The following is an 18,461-nucleotide window of genomic DNA, read 5'->3' on the forward strand; positions in this document are numbered from 1 at the left end:
TTAGGGTCAGACTGGTATGGTGAATCAGCTATAGGCGCCACACTCAGTTATCTAATTTAAAGATATTGTAAAGCGATTATAAGCGTTGGAGTTTGTTATCTCACCCCATGCTACGTGCTTTACAGAGGAGAATATAAGATGAATATTCGAAAGAAAACTATATCAATAACAAGCCCTGGTGTTGTGGCGGCTACCGCTCTGTTACTTACCGTCTCACCTGTTCAAGCAAGCTCAGTGGGTGAAGCCCTATATATGCAACACTGTTCGGTGTGTCATCAACCTGGCGGCAAAGGCATCCCCGGTTTCTTTCCGCCCCTGGCTGACAACACTCGGGTGAATTCAGACGATGCGGCTACAATTCAGAAGTATTTGCGTCGGGTCATTTTCGGCTATCACGGTGGACTTATCGTGGACAACCAGATGTACTCCGGCAGGATGCCACCCATTGGATACGTCGGCCGCCTTAACGACAGCGAACTACTCAATCTGATTAATTATCAGCGCTCTGCCTGGGGCAGTAACGCCAGAGCCATAACATTCACCGAGCTTGCCAAAGCGCGGAAAGCTGGCAGTCTAAAATAAGCTACTAAATAAACGGGCTCAGAGAACAATTGTTTTTAATATTAGTGCAAATTGATCTCTGACCCAGATTAATGCGGCAAAATATAACCGTCAAGAGCTACCGTAGTATTGTTCAATTCGATCAAATGCCAGATTAATAGAATATTCATCAACACAATATGCCATGCGAACATACCCTTCACCTGAAGGACCAAATGCACTTCCCGGTGTGACCGCCACTTTTACATTATTTAATAAATCAATTGAAAACTGCCAGGACGTTGTATGTTCAACCATAATTTTTGGAAAAACATAATAGGCACCCTCAGGTTTCTGATATTCGAAAACATGTGGCACATTATTTAAACGCTTTTCAATAAGGTCTCTTCTCGATGACAATACACCCTGAAATATTTCTTTATGATTAGATTCTTCAGACAGGGCAACCATACCCGCAAGCTGAGAAATACGAGAGGCACAAATCATCGTAGCATCATGAACTTTTAAGGCCTCATGTTTTAACTCTTCAGGCATCACCATATAACTTAGTCGCCAGCCACTCATTGCATATGATTTGGAAAAAGAATACAAATACACTACATGATTTTTAAATTCTTCAACGGAGGCTAAATTAAAATAATGTTCGCTGTTTTCATATAAAAAGTCACTATAGGGGTCATCAATAATAATTAAAATATTATGTTCTTTTGCGATACACCCCACTTTCATTAAATCTTCTTTTCTAAAAATTTTACCTGTTGGATTCGAGGGTGATACCAGAACAATGGCCTGCGTTTTATCTGTTATGAGAGATGGTAACTTTTCTATATCGAGTTGCCAGTCATTCGCTTCATCTAGCTGCCAGTAAACAGGTGTACCATTGAACAAAACAATTTGCTGTATGTGTGATGCAAAACAGGGATCCGTTAGAATAATTTCATCACCCGGATCTAACATGGTGTGAAACAGGGTATTTAACCCCTGCATATTACCGGAGCTAATCATCACGTTTTTATTCGCATCAACATTTCTGCCGGTTTTATTATAATGTGTCGTAACAACTAACTCTCGTAATGCTAATAAGCCATCAGGCAAGGTATATTTACCGGCATCTTCATCGGTATCAAGATACGACTTCACTCCCTTTCGAATGTATTCTGGCGTTTGAAATGACGGCAAACCCCAGGTAAGTGAAACAGAATCAGGAATTTTTGCACTGCGAATTGCCATTTCTTTAATGGCTGATATCTGTGCCTCATGCACATATTTTGAAACAATATCAGAGATAAATGTCATGATTTAATCCTTATTAGAACGATAACTTTTGATCACATCTCTATAATTACTGTGCTCATAACTGGCCGGATCAATTGCACAAAACTGGCTTACACTACCCTGCATCTGTTTAATAGATTCATATTCACGATCGGTTAACCAGTGAGTAAGTTGCAGTAATAACTCAGCAATATACTCAGGGCCTTTATTCAGTAACACACTGCATAGATACACGGCATCTGCACCCGCCAATAACGCCTTAATAATACTTTCAACCGTATAAAATCCACCGGTTGCCGCAAGAGATAAATCGACGCGACCTCTAATGAGCGCTATCCAACGAATTCGAAGCAAAGCCTCTGTAGAATTAGACAATTCAAGCTGCGGTTTTATTTTTAACGTTTCAAGATCAATATCTGGTTGATAAAAACGATTAAACAGCACAACACCATCAGCGCCTTCAGTTTGTAGTTTCGACACCATATTAGAAACCGATGAAAACTGTGGGGACAACTTCATGCTTACCGGTATATTAATGTGCTGGCGCAAGGCCTTTAGTAAATCCAAATAACGCTGCTCAACGTCGATACCACTTTGGGTGGGATCGGCAGCAACATAATAAACATTTAATTCCAGTGCATCCGCACCTGCCTGCATCAAGTCTTTTCCGTAATCAATCCAGCCGTTATTTGTAATACCATTTAGGCTGGCAATCACTGGAATGTCTAATGCAGATTTAAGCTTCTGTAAATGTTCGAGATAATTATCAAGCTCACCTTTATATTCTTCTGGTACAGGGTGATAAGAGTCTGCTTCAAGGTGACCTAAACTCTGTGAGTGCACAAATGACTCAAGCTGTTTTTGTTCATGCTGAATACTTTCTTCAAACAATGAAGGTAAAACAATAGCGGACGCTCCGGCCTCCTGCAGGCGCTTAACATCATCTAAATTTGCAGTAAGTGGTGACGAAGATGCAACTAGAGGATTGTTAAGTGTTAAACCAAGATATTGTGTGCTTAAATCTACCATCTACTCACCCTCCCCGTTATGCTTTGTGGTATTTGCATTTTTCTGAGCTTTAACAAGCGATGCCAATTTTCTATGAGGTGGTTGAGTTGAATTATCTTCATCCCAGGGCAAACCTGCGAGTTGCTCATAAAAGTGATAACGATGTACAACATCTTGCTGTGATTGTTCTAACATTTTTTCAGCATCATCAGGGTGCGTTCGCCACAGCATATTAAATCGAACTTCTGTTTCGATAAATTCTCGATACGGAATGGATGGTGCCTTGCTATCAAGATGTAAAGGATTAATACCTTTCTTAGCATTTTGTGGGTTATAACGAAATAAAGGCCAATGCCCGCTATCAACCGCCAATTGCTGCTGTTGATGATTATTTTTTAAATCAATCCCATGCGCAATGCAAGGAGAGTAAGCAATAATAAGTGATGGCCCTTCATAAGCTTCTGCCTCATTAAACGCATGAATGGTTTGAATATCTTTAGCACCATAAGCCACATGCGCCACATATACATTTTCATAATCCATTGCTAACAGAGCCAGATCTTTTTTAGGTGATGGTTTTCCTCCAGCAGAAAATTTTGCCACGGCACCACGTGGTGTGGCTTTTGAAGTTTGTCCACCGGTATTGGAGTACACCTCGGTATCCAATACCAGTATATTAACATCACGCCCCGAAGCTAGCACGTGATCTAAACCGCCATAACCAATATCGTAGGCCCATCCATCACCGCCAATTATCCAGACACTTTTACGTGACAAGGTATCTAGAACAGTTAGCAGTTCCTGTGCAATGAATGTATCTATTGATAGTAATTTTTCACGCACTTTATGCAGACGATCACGCTGTTTCTCAATACCTGCTTCCATTGATTCATCAGCTGACAAAATTTCATCAACCAGTGTTTCACCTAACTCTGCTTTTAGTTGCACTATTAATTCTGTTGCATATTGTTTTTGTTTATCAACAGATAATCGCAAACCCAGGCCAAACTCTGCATTATCTTCAAATAATGAGTTCGACCATGCAGGTCCTCTACCATGTGCATTTATTGTCCACGGCGTAGTCGGTAAATTTCCACCATAAATAGATGAGCAACCCGTGGCGTTTGCTACTAACATTCGATCACCAAACAACTGACTGGCCAGTTTTATATATGGTGTTTCACCACAGCCTTCACATGCACCCGAAAACTCAAATAAGGGCTGTAATAACATGGCACCCTTTATAGTATTAGTTTTAAGCAAGGTGCGATCATAATCAGGTAATCCTAAAAAGAACTCCCAGTTTACCTTTTCCTGCTGACGTAATTCGTCAGTATAAGAAACCATGTTTAATGCTTTATTGCTAACATTCGTCTTGTCGTGTATTGGACAGATATCGACACACAAACCACAACCCGTACAGTCCTCAGGTGATATCTGGTAACTCATCAAGAGATTTTGTGGGAAGTCTTTACCTTTAACAGCCATTGACTTAAATAGCACTGGCGCAACATCAATAAAGGACTCGTCATATACTTTGCTACGAATTACCCCATGTGGACACACCAATGGACACTTACCACATTGAATACAAAGGTTTTCATCTAACACAGGAATTTCTAAGGCAATATTACGCTTTTCATATGCAGCGGTTCCCAGCGGATAACTACCATCTACAGGAAACAGACTCACCGGAATCTGGTCTCCACGACCGGCAATAATTTCATTGGTCACTTTTTTAACAAAATCAGGAGTAAACTCTGATAGCTGATCATTTATTTCTGTCTGCCTGGTAACCTGTTCTGGCACGTCAACTTTATTCAGGTTTTCCAATGCTCTATCTATGGCTTTAAAATTAAACTCTATTAAACGTTGGCCTTTTTTTCCATAGGTTTTTTTAACTGCCTGTTTTATTGACTGGATAGCCTGCTCTTTTGGTAAGATTCCAGAAATAGAAAAGAAACAGGTTTGCATAATGGTATTAATACGTTTATCCATGCCAGCTAAATCTGCCACTTTATACGCATCAATAACATAGAACTGTATCTGTTTATCAATCATCTGTTGTTGCATAAGTAACGGTAAACTGTGCCAAACCTTTTCAGGTGTTACAGATGTGTTTAATAAAAAAACAGCATTATCCGCTGCCATGTCCAACATTGGATATCGTTCAAGAAAAACCGGTTGGTGACAGGCAACAAAGTTTGCGTCTTCATCGCCAATTAAATACGTTGAATGAATGGGTTTATTATCAAAACGTAAATGTGAAACAGTCACTGCACCTGATTTTTTTGAATCATAAACAAAATAACCCTGTACAAACTTATCAGTACACTCACCAATAATTTTTATACTGTTTTTATTGGCACTCACCGTGCCATCACTACCTAACCCGTAAAAAACTGCCTGGAAGGTATCTTTGTGTGCGTCTGTGCGGAACGTTTTATCCCAGCTCAAACTGCTGTGCGTGACATCATCATATATGCCAATCGTAAAATTATTTTTAGGGACTACTACATTCAACTCATCAAAAACAGCTTTAACCATACCGGGTGTAAATTCTTTGGATGATAGCCCAAATCGACCGCCAATGATTTTTGGCATCTGTGTAAATCTGGAATCTTCTGCTGCAACATGTTGTGCAAGTGCTGTGACTATATCTTTGTATAATGGTTCTCCATCTGATCCTGGCTCTTTGGTTCTATCGAGTACAGCAATTTTACGAACGCTTGCGGGTATCGCTTTAATTAAGGCCTCACTATCCAGTGGCCTGAACAAGCGTACTTTAATCAACCCAACTTTTTCACCCTTCTCACAGAGGTGCTCTACAGTTTCATGTACGGCCTCTGCACCGGATCCCATTAAAATAATAATGCGTCCGGCTTCAGAAGAACCAAGGTAATCGAATAAATTGTACTGCCGCCCTGTAAGCTGTGCAAACTCATCCATTACCTGTTGCACCTTCGCAGGCATTGTCTGGTAATACGTATTAACCGATTCTCTGGTCTGAAAAAAAACATCTGGATTTTGAGAACTGCCACGTAATACAGGATGCTCCGGTGTTAATGAGCGTTGACGATGCTGTGCCACGTTATCTGGCTTGATCAACTGTTTAATTACACTGCTATCAATTGAGGTCACTTTTGTTACTTCATGGGAAGTTCTAAAACCATCAAAAAAATGTACAATCGGTATACGTGATTGTAATGTTGCAGCCTGAGCAATGAGCGCCATGTCCATCACTTCCTGCGGCGAATTAGAACACAGAAAAGCAAAACCGCTGGTACGTGCAGTCATCACATCACTGTGATCACCAAAAATTGATAATGCCTGTGCAGCCACAGAACGTGCTGCAACATGAAAGACTGCAGGTGAAAGCTCACCTGCAATTTTGAACATATTCGGGATCATTAATAATAATCCCTGCGATGCTGTAAAGGTAGTGGTTAATGCTCCTGCCTGTAGCGAACCATGAATTGCACCTGCCGCACCACCTTCACTTTGCATTTCGATAATATTAGGAACCGTTCCCCATATATTGGGTTTTTGACGAGATGCCCATTCATCCGCCCATTCACCCATAGGTGAAGCAGGCGTTATCGGGTATATTGCAATGACTTCATTGGTTTGATAAGCAATAGTTGCTGCAGCCTGATTACCATCAATTGTTACTGTTTGAGTTTCGAGCATTAGCGACATCATCCTCTACGGCAAGTTAATTTCAAACATACACAACTAAACTATCAACAATATTTAAAATAACATTCGTAATAATAACTACAATATTTTTCTATATTCTGATGATTTAGGAATGTGCTTTTCGATATCGGCAACACCATGAGCTGCTAAATTTTTCGGCAATTCAAATGCAATCAGTTTACTCAGTTCGTTTGAAAACTGTCCGCGTAACTCACCCAAAAATTCTGGCGCTACAATGAGCAATAATCTGGATAATTTATTGGCTTTACGTTCATCATCAAGATGAGTTGATATGCGTTTAGCAAAATCGACTTGCTGATGTTTTTTAGGGTTATCTTTATTATCATATGCATGACCACCTGCCCCGTTCGCTCCCGATTCTCTACCCGGAAGATCACTCGTCATATCGCGCTCATGTAACCGACCTTCAGGATGCGTCATATCCTCGATCTCTATCAATACAGTGTGATCTTCTGAATCCCATGTAAAGATACGCGCTCTCGTGCTGTCTGCAACAACAACCATGGTAGTTTTCATGAAAACACCTCCTCATTATGTATAGCTCATTTATGACATATTAGGCCGCAAATACCATGACGCTGATCAATAAACCTATATATGATAGATGAACATTAACAATGGCTAATAAACAACTAATCAATACAACTGGTTAGAGCATTAAATTGATATAGTAATTACATATTCCTCTTGTGAATGTTTTCAAATCTGAATTCAGCAATACCAAACAGCCAGGCAAATAACACCACAGTCACAGATAGTGCTACAACACTAAGCACGGATGCAACAAGGAAAATAATAATGAATCCAACTGATAAAGTGACTACAACTCCGATGATAGGCAACAATATAAATATCACAATGGAAGAAACCAGTGCTGTGATTACAATAGCACCTAATATTAAAATTGATTTTAGAAAAGGATTAGTGACTTCTTCGCTGTTAATTAATATTCGAGTCGGCATAATTTTCCTCACATTAAGCACTAGTTAAAAGTTATTCATACACCATCACTCATCTACCCTGTCAGTGCCATCCACCCTAAGGTAATGAAGGGTCATGTAAAAATGAGTCTATCCATTGATACGGGAGGCCACGTGTCGCGAATAGAAATTATTGATGCACAGCCGTCAGACATTTTTACTAAGGCAGCAAAAAGAACAGGGCTGACTATATTCAAAGCACGACTACCGTAAAAATGAAAACATTTGGATTAACTTCATTAAAAAAGGCGCTAAAAAAGGCTGGTATTACTGCTTCAATTAATAAGAAAACCTATAAATTACTTAAGAAACAAAAATTAGCGTATTGCCAATATTCTCTTGATAAATAAAGAGTAAAAAGAATACCGTACTGACATTTAGAGACACCAGATTCAATCGATACAACTAGTATATTCCCGGATCAAGAATATTTCAAAGGTCTTCGCGGTGAAGCCACAAAGCAGTGTCCAGACCAATAGTAATAATTAAAGAACTCGTTACTAATGATAATTAATTAAAAAACAAAATATTTCTCGTTTGTCACCCCCCTTTTGTTCATTTATGCACTTCAGATTACGCCATATATCGTCAGTTTTAGCTGAGGACTATATGAGTAACATGATTTGTGCATTACCCGTCATATCTTTGTATCAAATACTATTTCTTACCACAGCTAGATCTGGCAGCAGAAGATATAATATCGCCTTTTTCCTTACTAGTTATTAAGCCAATTGTAACGAACTCGTTTGCATAATTGCTCAGGGTAGAAACATACTGACCATGGTTACGCCATTTTTCATCACTACCTCGTGGTCCCTCACAAGGAGCCAGTTGGTTGAGTGAGCAACCATTATCAGGGTTAACCAGTTCACCCTGAGGAGTGTAAGGGCAAATATCAGATAATCCGGGTACACCATCCTTATCCGCATCTTCTTCACAGGCATCACCAGTACCATTACCGTCAAAATCAGACTGATCACTGTTAGCAATGACTGGGCAGTTATCTTCGTTATAATCAACCAGATCACCATCTACATCGAGACTGCCGTGCTCTACAATCAGATCCCAGATCGCGTAGTTTTCATTGGTTCTGGTATTTAAAGACCGTGCGTCTGTAACATCATTTATAGAGCCATCTGAAAGACCCAATGTACCGAACAGGCGTCCAGTGTATGGTCCAGAATAAACACAGCGTGAATTGCTTATGGTTGAATAAATAAGCGAACCACTCCAGCAACCTTCACCCAAAATACCTACGCCCCATGCTTCAGTAAATACATCAAAACTGTTATCGCGCATCCCAAGATAATAATCAGCAGGAATAGGAGCATCATACATAGCATCGATTTTATTACTGAGTTTTTGTTGAAGCAGTGTTATATCAGTTTCACCTGCATACCAGTCAAGATTCAGGTCAGGATCAAAATCGGCATTAAACCGAACATGACCCCAGTCGGATGATCCCATTATTTCCGTTACAATTATTTTCAGAGCACTAGATACATGATTAAGGTTTTCAACATCATCAAAACCTAAATTAATACCTAAGAGATCATGCAGATGACCATCTATCTTCGTGCTACCAATCATGGTTTCATGACTTCCTGGTACTATAAAAAAACGAATCAATGGGTTCGTTGGATCATTAACCTGTGAAAAAGCAGGAAAAACTGGTGAGAATAAAGCAGAACGCTCGTCATCAGAATAAAACCCGATATATTCAACATTGGCGGGTAAAATGAAATTATCTGCTTCCAGGCCAGCATCACCGGGCACAGGATCAAAGACAAGAATATTAACTTTTTTGATCTTCTGTTTAATAAATTCATATTCTGAATTGCTAAAGATTTGATGAACCATATGCATGGTTGAAACAGAACCACGGCTGAAGCCTACCAGATTGAGCCGGATACATTTATCGTCACATTGACTTATTACCGGTGTTAACAGGTCAATTGCTTTGTGAAAATTAGTTTCCCAGTTTGGAACCGCTGCCTCTAACCCTTGAAAGCCATCAACAATACCCTTGTGATGATCAGGATAGTCGATTCCAGATTTTTGAAAGTGATGAAGGATGGCTATTGTTTCAGGCCGATCGAAGGGGCTACTTGAGGCACGCCACATAGTGCTGTTCATTGTAGTACCGCTAAAGTAAATCGTTACGGTTTGTTCGTTTACGTTATTGGCGCCATCATCAAGACTGCTTAAATTGCAGGAAGTTAACGATATAAACAGTAAACTAATAAATAGATATTTTACTTTTATCATTTTTTCATCCTTCATCATCATACCGTTGTAGTTTTAACATCAACAATACTTATACTAAACCCATGAGGAACCATCACTCCTTATAGGTTAATTTTAAAAAAGTCAGTTAGATAGGCTTTTGATTAAGGTCAAGTAGAAGGCCGATAAAATGATTAAAAACACTCACTTTAAATAAATACAACAAACAGGGTAAAAGTGAATCTCCCTCAGGATAACGAGCCCCTTAATCACTGCCAGCAGTATCTCAGATACACATCAAAAAGACTAAAAAACGTAAGGAATATAAGATTTATAGAGCCTTAAATTATAGAGTCATCTATAATCAATAAACATTTATTTTTATGATTGATTATCATCAATCCACTACCCTTTTCATTACTCTATTATCATAACTTAAGCCACATAAATAAATATCTCTATGAAAATCAAAACTCTTAACTTCATTTTTCTTGTGCTTCTTCTTCAAGGGTGCGCAGGAACTCGACACAGCTATGAGAAATTAGTTGAAGAAACAGACAAAGATACAGCTATTTTTATGTCTGTAGGTGAATCAACAGAAGTCTTAGCGGTTGGTAACGGTTTCCCGGGTTGGTGGGGGTATTATCCTGCGATTACATCTACTTCACCAACAGTTGCAAGCGTAAAATGTAGAGATAGCCGAAGTTTTATACCTTTTCGTGAACCCGGTATAATTTTTGGCGGAGAGATCTGTGATTTAACCGCTAATGAAAATGGAGAAAGTTTTCTCTTATTTGGAAATAAATGGAATTTAGGAGAAGAGGCTTATGATGTAAAAATAAAGGTAATAGTCGCACCTCGATAAACAGTCATGCTTCCCACTAGAACTTTTAACATTTAAAATATTATGATATTACATATTTTAGCTGCTTTATTTTTATTAGTTGCATATACGCTATATCCAACTAGCCCCATACTTGCAATAAGCTTTACAATATTTGGCTTATTTATAGAAGGTTTTACATTATTTATAATTTTTAAAGACCACAATAAAAATAAAAAAAATAATACATAATAAATTATGCCCCCCAGTGAATACATCTAAAGAATACTTCATCCTGCGCCCTGTAATACCAGGCGCTTTTTACTTGCCAGCATTTCTCTGGTTGCAGTTATTTCAGCTGTAGCCACCCCAACAAGAGTTGAGGTCTATAATGTATACTCGAAAATAAACAGGATCAGAGAACAATTGCCTCTATACTCGCGCATATTGATCTCCTGCACCCATTAACCCTCCTTTATTTAATCTATAAATAATTAAATTAACGTACCAAGGGCATCAGCAATACGTTTACCCTGCTCTTCGTTAATCAAGTCACCAAGTACCTGTGTAAACTGTGGCACTTCTGCACCTGAAAGTATGTATTGCCAGCGATATGCACGAAGTAAACCTTGCTGTACTTTATTACGCTCTTCTGATGAAAAGGTTCGATCTGATATCATGCAAAAATATGATGCATCAGCTTCGCTTTGCCCCTGCAATATTCCATCAACCGCCACAACCAGGTCTATAAAATCTGTTATAGCCTGATCACGCTCCACATCATTAAGTTTTTCATCCTCTCGTCGCCACTCCAATTCATCAATAATTGCGTGCTGAGATTCTTCGCGCCAATGAAATAAAAATACATCTTTAAATAAATCCGAAAGGCCTTCATCAGCTTCGATACTTTCCCTGTAATGGGCTTGTGTAAAAAGTTCAATATGGCAGGTAAGCCCTAATACTGCCCAGGTTGATTTAGAAAGAACAGCTGATGCAACTTCGTTAGCATCAGCTGCAAAGTTATAACCTTCAGGCATGTCTTTTGCGATCATGTTTTCAATTCGACGAAATAAAGCCTGATGTTTTAATTCTTCGTCACTAAATCTAATCATTGCTTCTAAAGCTGACTGATCACCTAATGCGTGGTCACGGCTTACTTCCAGTATTTTTGTATTGATAAACCGTTCTACAAGACCAAAAATATTTGCATAGGTACGCCCCTGAATCTGGCTTAAAAGGCGACACTCTTCTTCTGTTAGAAATATCATATCATTAAGTAATGAAAGACCATCAGGCAAGAATTTATTAGTAAAATCAAACTCTCTTCCTCGAATAACATCTCCTTCAATCTCCCAACGAATACGTTTGGAAACCTCAACACACTTTGCATAACGATTTGAGTTTTTTAAAGTCTTCTCAGTAGTTTGTATTGTATTTGTGTTCATAACTATTACCTTTGGTTAGTGATTAATTTTGTTTTAAACATTTTTCAGCGCCATAGATAAAATATAATGACTTCTGATTTGATGAATTTATAAATGCTTCTAATTCTCCTGTTTCCCTACGAAAATAAAACAAACCAGACACCTTTCTTAAACCAGTGACCAGCAGTATTACTTTCTGTTTCTACTCTGTTTAATGGTCTGCTTTCAATCCAGTGATTACGCTCCTGTAAATAATCAATCGTTGCATCTAGATCTAATGATTTATCTATATCAATAAATGGAAAGACTGCATGCAGTGCAAAAGCAATAACACTGCTTAATAATCTCCACGCTATACCAGTAGCAAAACCCAGATGTAGCAGATAGCTAACACCTTGTTGTTTTGTATGTTTAGTGAAAGGGTTCATTTGAATATTCTCCTGTAAGATTTAAACCATCGTTATTAGGTTTTGCTTTACCTTGAGTAAATAGTAAGCCTTGACAACGACTTAAATAAGATGGAAATTAGTCAAAACAGAGGCGTTTGCGCCACTATTTTAAGGAACATATGGTAAATACAGAAAATATACCTAGAAACAGCCCAATCAATGTACTGGTTGTTGCTGTACCAGAGACTGCCGGCTCGGCATTGTACGGCATGGTTGATGTGCTGCTATCAGCGGGAAACATCTGGCAGACACTGGTGCGCTCAGAAACTGAAACTCAATTATTTCAGGTTTCTATCATCTCTCCAGAGAGGGCCATCTTTAGCTGTGGTAATGGTATTCCAGTTAATCCGAAATATTCGATTGCCGAAAACCCGGATGCAGATATCGTGATTTTACCTGAGCTCTGGCTAGGACCGGATGAAGACCTGAATGGGCGTTACCCTGAGTTGATGTTATGGCTTCGTCATAAGTACAAACAGGGAGCAACACTGTACTCAGCCTGTTCCGGTTCCGTTATGCTTGCGGAGTCTGGTTTACTCGATGGCTGTCAGGCAACCTCTCACTGGGGGTATAAAGACTTATTTAGAGTGCGTTATCCCAAAGTACATTTCTGCCCTGAACCCAACCTGGTGTTTGCAGATCCTGCGGGGCGTATCGTAACAGCTGGTGGTACTACATCGTGGCATGATCTGGCTATTCATATAATTTCTCGCCATGGAAGTCCGGGCGAAGCTTTACGAATCGCAAAAGTTTACTTACTGAAATGGCACGGTGAAGGTCAATTGCCGTATGCATCACTCGTCAGAAGCGCACCACATGCAGATTCTGTTGTGCGAGGCTGTGAGCAATGGTTAAAAGAAAACTACAAACAAAGCAATGCAGTTACTCAGGTTGTAGAACAGGCAAAAATTCCCGAACGAACATTAAAACGACGATTTAAAGCAGCGACAGGTGCAACACTAATTGAATACATACAAAATCTACGCATCGAAGAAGCCAAAACACTACTGGAAACAGAACAGATGCCGGTTGATGATATCAGCGTTGCAGTTAGTTACGAGGACGTATCATTTTTCAGGCGATTGTTTAAACGCCTGACGGGTTTAACGCCGAGTCAGTATCGTCGAATGTTTAAACCCGTTGTTGGTGAATAGTGTCGGAAACAATTATTTCGAATATTAGTGTATATTGACCTCTGCCCTCTATTTATCACGAATTAACTGAATGAAATGAATTAATAATATGGACCTTACATTAATAGCAACACACTTTTCAGATATAACCTGGGTATTATTCGCGCTCTTTTTTGGTTTAGTTGTCACATTCATCTCCTTACCACCCATGGTGGGCTACCTTATTGCCGGATTTGTCTTAAGCGCTATGGGTTTACAAGGTGGTGAAACATTAAATGCCGTAGCCGAAATTGGCGTTACCATATTGCTTTTCAGTATCGGTTTGAAACTGAATATAAAAGATTTATTCAGAACAGAGATATGGGCGGTATCCGTCATTCATATGCTGTTAACCACTGTTATTTTTGGTGCGCTTATATTTGCCATGAGTTTCAGTGCATTGCAGGAATTTATAGGTCTTTCTGTCACTGAGTCTGCATTAATCGCATTTGCTTTAAGTTTTTCAAGTACCGTATTTGCGGTTAAAACATTAGAAGAAAGTGGTGAAATGTCATCGCTACACGGAAAAATCGCTATTGGCATTTTAATCATGCAGGATCTTTTTGCCGTGATATTCCTAACGGTTACATCGGGTAAAGTTCCCTCTTACTGGGCGGTGTTATTACTATTACTTATTCCATTAAGACCCGTTTTAATCATGTTATTGAAAAAAGTTGGGCATGGTGAGTTATTAATATTAAGTGGTATGTTATTAGCCCTTGGTGGTGCAGCACTGTTTGATTTTACCGGCGTTAAAGCCGATTTAGGCGCATTACTAATCGGTGTTTTACTAGCAGGTAATGAGAAATCTGATGAGCTTGCAAAATCACTGTTAGCATTTAAAGAAATATTTCTGGTCGCCTTTTTCCTTAGTGTTGGTTTCAATGGAGTGCCATCTGTAATGGCTACGGTTATCGCAATCGTTCTTGCTATTGTGATGCTGGGTAAAGCATATTTATTTTTCAAATTATTTACCCGTTTTAAGTTAAGAGCAAGAACCAGTTTCCTAACCAGCCTGTCGTTATCAAACTATAGTGAATTTGGCCTGATTGTAGGTTTCATTGGTGTATCAAACGGCTGGATGAGTGGTGAATGGTTAGTTATTATTGCAGTTGCTTTATCAATTACCTTTACCATGTCTTCACTGGCCAATACCAAAGCACATAGCTTATATGCAAAATATGAACTCAATCTGCATAAATCTGAAAGCATTGAACGCCTAACAGATGATAAACCCATCGATGCAAAAGATGCACAGGTGCTGATTTTTGGAATGGGACGAGTCGGTACAGGGGCATACGATACCTTAGTTGAACAGTATGGTGATAGTTTACTGGGTGTTGATTTCGACCAGCTTGCTGTAGACAGAAATATAAAAGAAAAACGAAATGTTATACTGGGCGACGCAACAGACTATGATTTTTGGGCTCGCCTGAAACCCGGAGCCGTAAAATTAATTATTCTTGATATGCCAAATGTAAAAGAAGCACTGGCAGCACTCGAAATGATCAAACTGAACAAGTATGAGGCCTCTGTAGCCGCAACAGTAAAACACAATGACTGTATGAATATTCTGAAAGAATCAGGAGTCGATATCGTTTTTAATATTTATTCTGAAGCAGGCTCTGGTTTTGCAAATCATGTGATAGAAAGTATTGATCAAAAATAAATTAAATATGGGATTAAGGATAATATATGCCATATAAAGAAATACTCAGTGCCATTGCAATCATAATCACTTTCATTGCATTTTTACCTTATATCATTTCAATTCTGAAAGGAAAAACAAAACCGCATGTTTTTTCCTGGTTAATATGGGGCATTACTACCTTTATCGTTTTTCTTGCCCAATTAGAAGCTAATGGTGGCGTTGGCGCGTGGCCTATAGGTGTTTCAGGCGTGATTACTCTTTTTATCGCTTTATTAGCCTTTATTAAAAAAGCTGATATTAAAATAACCAGAATGGACTGGGTGTTCTTTGTTTCTGCTATTTCATCATTACCTTTCTGGTTTTACACATCAAACCCGTTGTGGGCTGTGATTATTCTTACAACCGTTGATATTTCAGGTTTTGCGCCAACGGTAAGAAAAACCTATAACGACCCATACTCAGAGTCATTACTCTTCTTTATGTTATTTGCAATTCGTAACATACTGGTTATAACAGCACTTGAAACACTTTCAGTTACTACTACCCTCTTTCCGGCCGTAATAGCACTTGCATGTTTTTCATTAATTATTATGATACTTTACCGAAGGCTTGAAATTAAAAACGCCAACAAGGGAATTGAATAACGGGGAACAACAAGACAATTCATTACTTTTGTAATCAATTATCACTGCCACCCTCCTTTTTTATAAATATGGACATTGAAGAGGTTTTTCTATGCAAGTTGTAATCGCTTATCAATCATTAAATTCTAATACCAGCTCTGAGCATAATCTTGCAGCCAGTACCGCACAAAAATTTCAGCGTGCAGCCCATAAAACATTAGCCGGTTTGTATCCAGCGGGCAGTGGCGCGCTTAAATACCCTACTGATCCGCGGGTTAAGTCTAACCTTGCACTTCAAGGTCCTGCACAACTGATACCCGCAGCGGACAAAAGTTACTTAGATGGCAAGAATGAAACGAAGAAAAAAAGATCTGATTCAGATGATAGTGAAAAACTAAAACTTCAAGCTGCTCAAACAGAAATGCTCAGTATGGTTGAAGGTAAAGCCCGACAGATTCATCAAATCGCTTATCGTGCTATGGCTAAACAGTGCGACCTAATCGTATTTGGCGAGATGGATTCCAGTCACGCCGACTGGGCCACTGTAGCAGGTGCTGCAGGGGACAGTATCCACGTATCCAAACATCAGAAAGCCTGTCATTGTTTCAGTGTACATGGACCTACAAACACAACAATACCGATTAGTGAAGGTGATGGATGGTGCGCTGCAAGATGCAGTGGTGTTCTAGCTGTTTTTGTTCATGTGCCAAACAATGTTGCAGGTAAAAAAAGTGCTGCGAGCAGATTTTACAAGGATATAAAAAACACCCTGCTCAATACCAGCGGTGGTGGCGTTGTTGATGTATTCATTGGTGATACAAACCAGCCCAGAGACACGTTTAGCCCTGAAGTTATCACTAGTGGGATGGATCAGACTTACAGGGACGCTCATTCAGCTAGCTCAACTATCAATCCTGCTGACACCTGGGCTAGAGACGGCGTCAACCATAAAGGTACCAATTCAGCTAACTCGAAGAAATTTGATGTAGCTGTTTACAACATAAGTACAATTCGTAAAATTGAAGTTAAGTACTTTTCACAATTTTCATTTACCACCGATCAGGCTGCCGCTTACACCGATCATATGGGTGTTATGGTAAAACTTGAAAAGAAATAAGATACAAAAACAATGAAAGATAAACCAAAGCTACATCTAATGTGCGGGAAGATGGCATCGGGTAAAAGCACGTTAGCTGTTACACTTGCGCGTGACAACAACGCTATTCTAATTATTGAAGATGAATGGTTAACTAAACTTTACCCTGATGAAATTCATACAATAAACGATTACATAAAATATTCTATTCGTTTACAAAATGTAATCACACCACATGTATCCTTATTGTTAAATCAGGGCATATCGGTAGTGCTGGATTTTCCTGCTAACACAAAGAAACAACGCAACTGGCTACTCTCCCTGTCTAAATCAACTAAAGTATCTCATTTACTGCATTATGTTGTAGCCAGCGATGAAAAGTGTAAAGCTCAGCTAAAGAAAAGAAACAAGAATAATCCAGACCAGATAGCATTTACTTCTGAAGAGGAATTTGACACTATAAATCAATACTTTCAGCCCCCTTATGAAAGTGAGAAATTGAATATAAGAAGACATCAATAGCTGGAACAGCATTATATTTTACAATTAACACGTAAAGGAGATTCAACATGTCTAAAGAAAAGGACGTATCAAATCACTACTTACATGGTGACCTGCTTAAAGCAATTGAAACCGCTCTACCCAAGTTAGGTAAAACTACTGACTCCATTACTATTGAAGATCTTGCGCCTATTGATGAATTTCATATAGGAGGGAGACAGGCAACTGAGAATTTTTTAAGCCAGCTAAATTTTTCAGACAAAGAGCACTTACTTGATATTGGTTGTGGTCTGGGTGGGGCTTCACGTTATATTTCAAACAAATACAATAATCGCGTCACAGGCATTGACCTTACTGATGAATACATTACTACTGGCAATACGCTAAGCACATGGCTCAATTTGCATAACCAGGTTAACTTACATCAAGGTAGCGCGCTCTCTATGCCTTTTCAGGACGAGTCATTCGATGGTGCTTATATGATGCATGTTGGAATGAACATTGAAAACAAGACTCAGCTTTTTAAAGAAATATTCCGCGTATTAAAACCAGGCACCTCTTTAGGTGTTTATGATGTAATGCAAAACAATGATGGTGATTTAATTTATCCTGTTCCGTGGGCATCAAATAAAAACACCAGTTATCTAGCCCAACCAGGTCAGTATAAAACTGCATTACAGGAAGCTGGATTTGTGGTTACAAAAGATAATAACCGTCGTGATTTTGCGTTGGACTTTTTTAAAGCTCTACGAGAAAAAACAGAAGCGAATGGCGGCCCACCTCCTCTCGGCCTGCACACTTTAATGCAGGAGAGCACTGCAGATAAAATTAAAAACATGATTCACAATATAACAGAGGGCTATATTGCTCCGGTAGAAATTATTTCACACAAAACATAAGCATTATTAAAACGCATTAATTTACATCCCGATTAACCCATAAAGCAACTGAA

At 39.0% G+C, this 18,461-nt stretch carries 18 protein-coding genes; 9 read left to right on the forward strand and 9 right to left on the reverse strand.

Annotated features, from left to right (window positions below; translation table 11 throughout):
* Positions 1–138 precede the first annotated feature (138 nt).
* Positions 139–582: a hypothetical protein gene (locus DIZ80_16760; protein ID RDH80679.1), complete on the forward strand. Its 444-nt coding sequence runs from the start codon at positions 139–141 to the stop codon at positions 580–582.
* A 90-nt stretch (positions 583–672) separates the two neighbouring features.
* Here the strand turns inward: DIZ80_16760 and DIZ80_16765 are convergent, their stop codons facing one another.
* The 5 genes from DIZ80_16765 to DIZ80_16785 all read right to left on the reverse strand — a co-directional run bounded on the left by DIZ80_16765 (position 673) and on the right by DIZ80_16785 (position 7,526).
* Positions 673–1,857, reverse strand: a complete 1,185-nt coding sequence (locus DIZ80_16765) for an aminotransferase (GenBank protein ID RDH80680.1) — start codon at positions 1,855–1,857, stop codon at positions 673–675.
* A gap of 3 nt (positions 1,858–1,860) precedes the next feature.
* The gene (locus DIZ80_16770; protein RDH80681.1) at positions 1,861–2,865 is read right to left on the reverse strand and encodes a dihydroorotate dehydrogenase-like protein; all 1,005 of its coding nucleotides are present in this window, start codon (positions 2,863–2,865) and stop codon (positions 1,861–1,863) included.
* Entirely contained in the window at positions 2,866–6,534 is a 3,669-nt protein-coding gene (gene nifJ / locus DIZ80_16775; GenBank protein RDH80682.1) for a pyruvate:ferredoxin (flavodoxin) oxidoreductase, read from the reverse strand.
* An 87-nt stretch (positions 6,535–6,621) separates the two neighbouring features.
* Positions 6,622–7,080, reverse strand: a complete 459-nt coding sequence (locus DIZ80_16780) for a host attachment protein (protein ID RDH80683.1) — start codon at positions 7,078–7,080, stop codon at positions 6,622–6,624.
* A gap of 158 nt (positions 7,081–7,238) precedes the next feature.
* Positions 7,239–7,526: a hypothetical protein gene (locus DIZ80_16785; GenBank protein ID RDH80684.1), complete on the reverse strand. Its 288-nt coding sequence runs from the start codon at positions 7,524–7,526 to the stop codon at positions 7,239–7,241.
* A gap of 84 nt (positions 7,527–7,610) precedes the next feature.
* Between DIZ80_16785 and DIZ80_16790 the strand changes: the two genes are divergently transcribed.
* The gene (locus tag DIZ80_16790) at positions 7,611–7,757 is read left to right on the forward strand and encodes a hypothetical protein (GenBank protein ID RDH80685.1); all 147 of its coding nucleotides are present in this window, start codon (positions 7,611–7,613) and stop codon (positions 7,755–7,757) included.
* 444 nt (positions 7,758–8,201) lie between these two features.
* On the opposite strand, the gene DIZ80_16795 is transcribed toward DIZ80_16790, so the two are convergent.
* Entirely contained in the window at positions 8,202–9,134 is a 933-nt protein-coding gene (locus DIZ80_16795; protein ID RDH80817.1) for a hypothetical protein, read from the reverse strand.
* A 1,096-nt stretch (positions 9,135–10,230) separates the two neighbouring features.
* On the opposite strand from DIZ80_16795, the gene DIZ80_16800 reads away from it, so the two are divergent.
* The gene (locus DIZ80_16800) at positions 10,231–10,635 is read left to right on the forward strand and encodes a hypothetical protein (protein ID RDH80686.1); all 405 of its coding nucleotides are present in this window, start codon (positions 10,231–10,233) and stop codon (positions 10,633–10,635) included.
* A gap of 32 nt (positions 10,636–10,667) precedes the next feature.
* Here DIZ80_16800 and DIZ80_16805 read toward each other — a convergent pair whose 3' ends face one another.
* The 3 genes from DIZ80_16805 to DIZ80_16815 all read right to left on the reverse strand — a co-directional run bounded on the left by DIZ80_16805 (position 10,668) and on the right by DIZ80_16815 (position 12,445).
* The gene (locus DIZ80_16805) at positions 10,668–10,871 is read right to left on the reverse strand and encodes a hypothetical protein (protein ID RDH80687.1); all 204 of its coding nucleotides are present in this window, start codon (positions 10,869–10,871) and stop codon (positions 10,668–10,670) included.
* A 216-nt stretch (positions 10,872–11,087) separates the two neighbouring features.
* Entirely contained in the window at positions 11,088–12,038 is a 951-nt protein-coding gene (locus DIZ80_16810; protein RDH80688.1) for a hypothetical protein, read from the reverse strand.
* Between the two features lie 116 nt (positions 12,039–12,154).
* On the reverse strand, positions 12,155–12,445 hold the full coding sequence (locus DIZ80_16815; protein ID RDH80689.1) for a hypothetical protein: 291 nt from the start codon (positions 12,443–12,445) through the stop codon (positions 12,155–12,157).
* A gap of 158 nt (positions 12,446–12,603) precedes the next feature.
* Here DIZ80_16815 and DIZ80_16820 point away from each other — a divergent pair, with 158 nt between their 5' ends.
* The 6 genes from DIZ80_16820 to DIZ80_16845 all read left to right on the forward strand — a co-directional run bounded on the left by DIZ80_16820 (position 12,604) and on the right by DIZ80_16845 (position 18,408).
* Positions 12,604–13,620: an AraC family transcriptional regulator gene (locus tag DIZ80_16820; protein ID RDH80818.1), complete on the forward strand. Its 1,017-nt coding sequence runs from the start codon at positions 12,604–12,606 to the stop codon at positions 13,618–13,620.
* Positions 13,621–13,708: 88 nt separating this feature from the next.
* Positions 13,709–15,307, forward strand: a complete 1,599-nt coding sequence (locus DIZ80_16825; protein ID RDH80690.1) for a potassium transporter Kef — start codon at positions 13,709–13,711, stop codon at positions 15,305–15,307.
* 26 nt (positions 15,308–15,333) lie between these two features.
* On the forward strand, positions 15,334–15,933 hold the full coding sequence (locus DIZ80_16830) for a hypothetical protein (GenBank protein ID RDH80691.1): 600 nt from the start codon (positions 15,334–15,336) through the stop codon (positions 15,931–15,933).
* A 91-nt stretch (positions 15,934–16,024) separates the two neighbouring features.
* Entirely contained in the window at positions 16,025–17,029 is a 1,005-nt protein-coding gene (locus tag DIZ80_16835; GenBank protein RDH80692.1) for a hypothetical protein, read from the forward strand.
* A gap of 12 nt (positions 17,030–17,041) precedes the next feature.
* Complete coding sequence (locus DIZ80_16840; GenBank protein RDH80693.1) at positions 17,042–17,530, forward strand: cell division protein ZipA; 489 nt, start codon at positions 17,042–17,044, stop codon at positions 17,528–17,530.
* Positions 17,531–17,577: 47 nt separating this feature from the next.
* Positions 17,578–18,408 (forward strand): SAM-dependent methyltransferase, encoded by an 831-nt coding sequence (locus tag DIZ80_16845; protein ID RDH80694.1) that lies wholly within the window; start codon positions 17,578–17,580, stop codon positions 18,406–18,408.
* The last annotated feature ends 53 nt before the right edge of the window (positions 18,409–18,461 follow it).

This window comes from endosymbiont of Galathealinum brachiosum, assembly GCA_003349885.1.
In the GTDB taxonomy this organism is placed as follows: domain Bacteria; phylum Pseudomonadota; class Gammaproteobacteria; order SZUA-229; family SZUA-229; genus SZUA-229.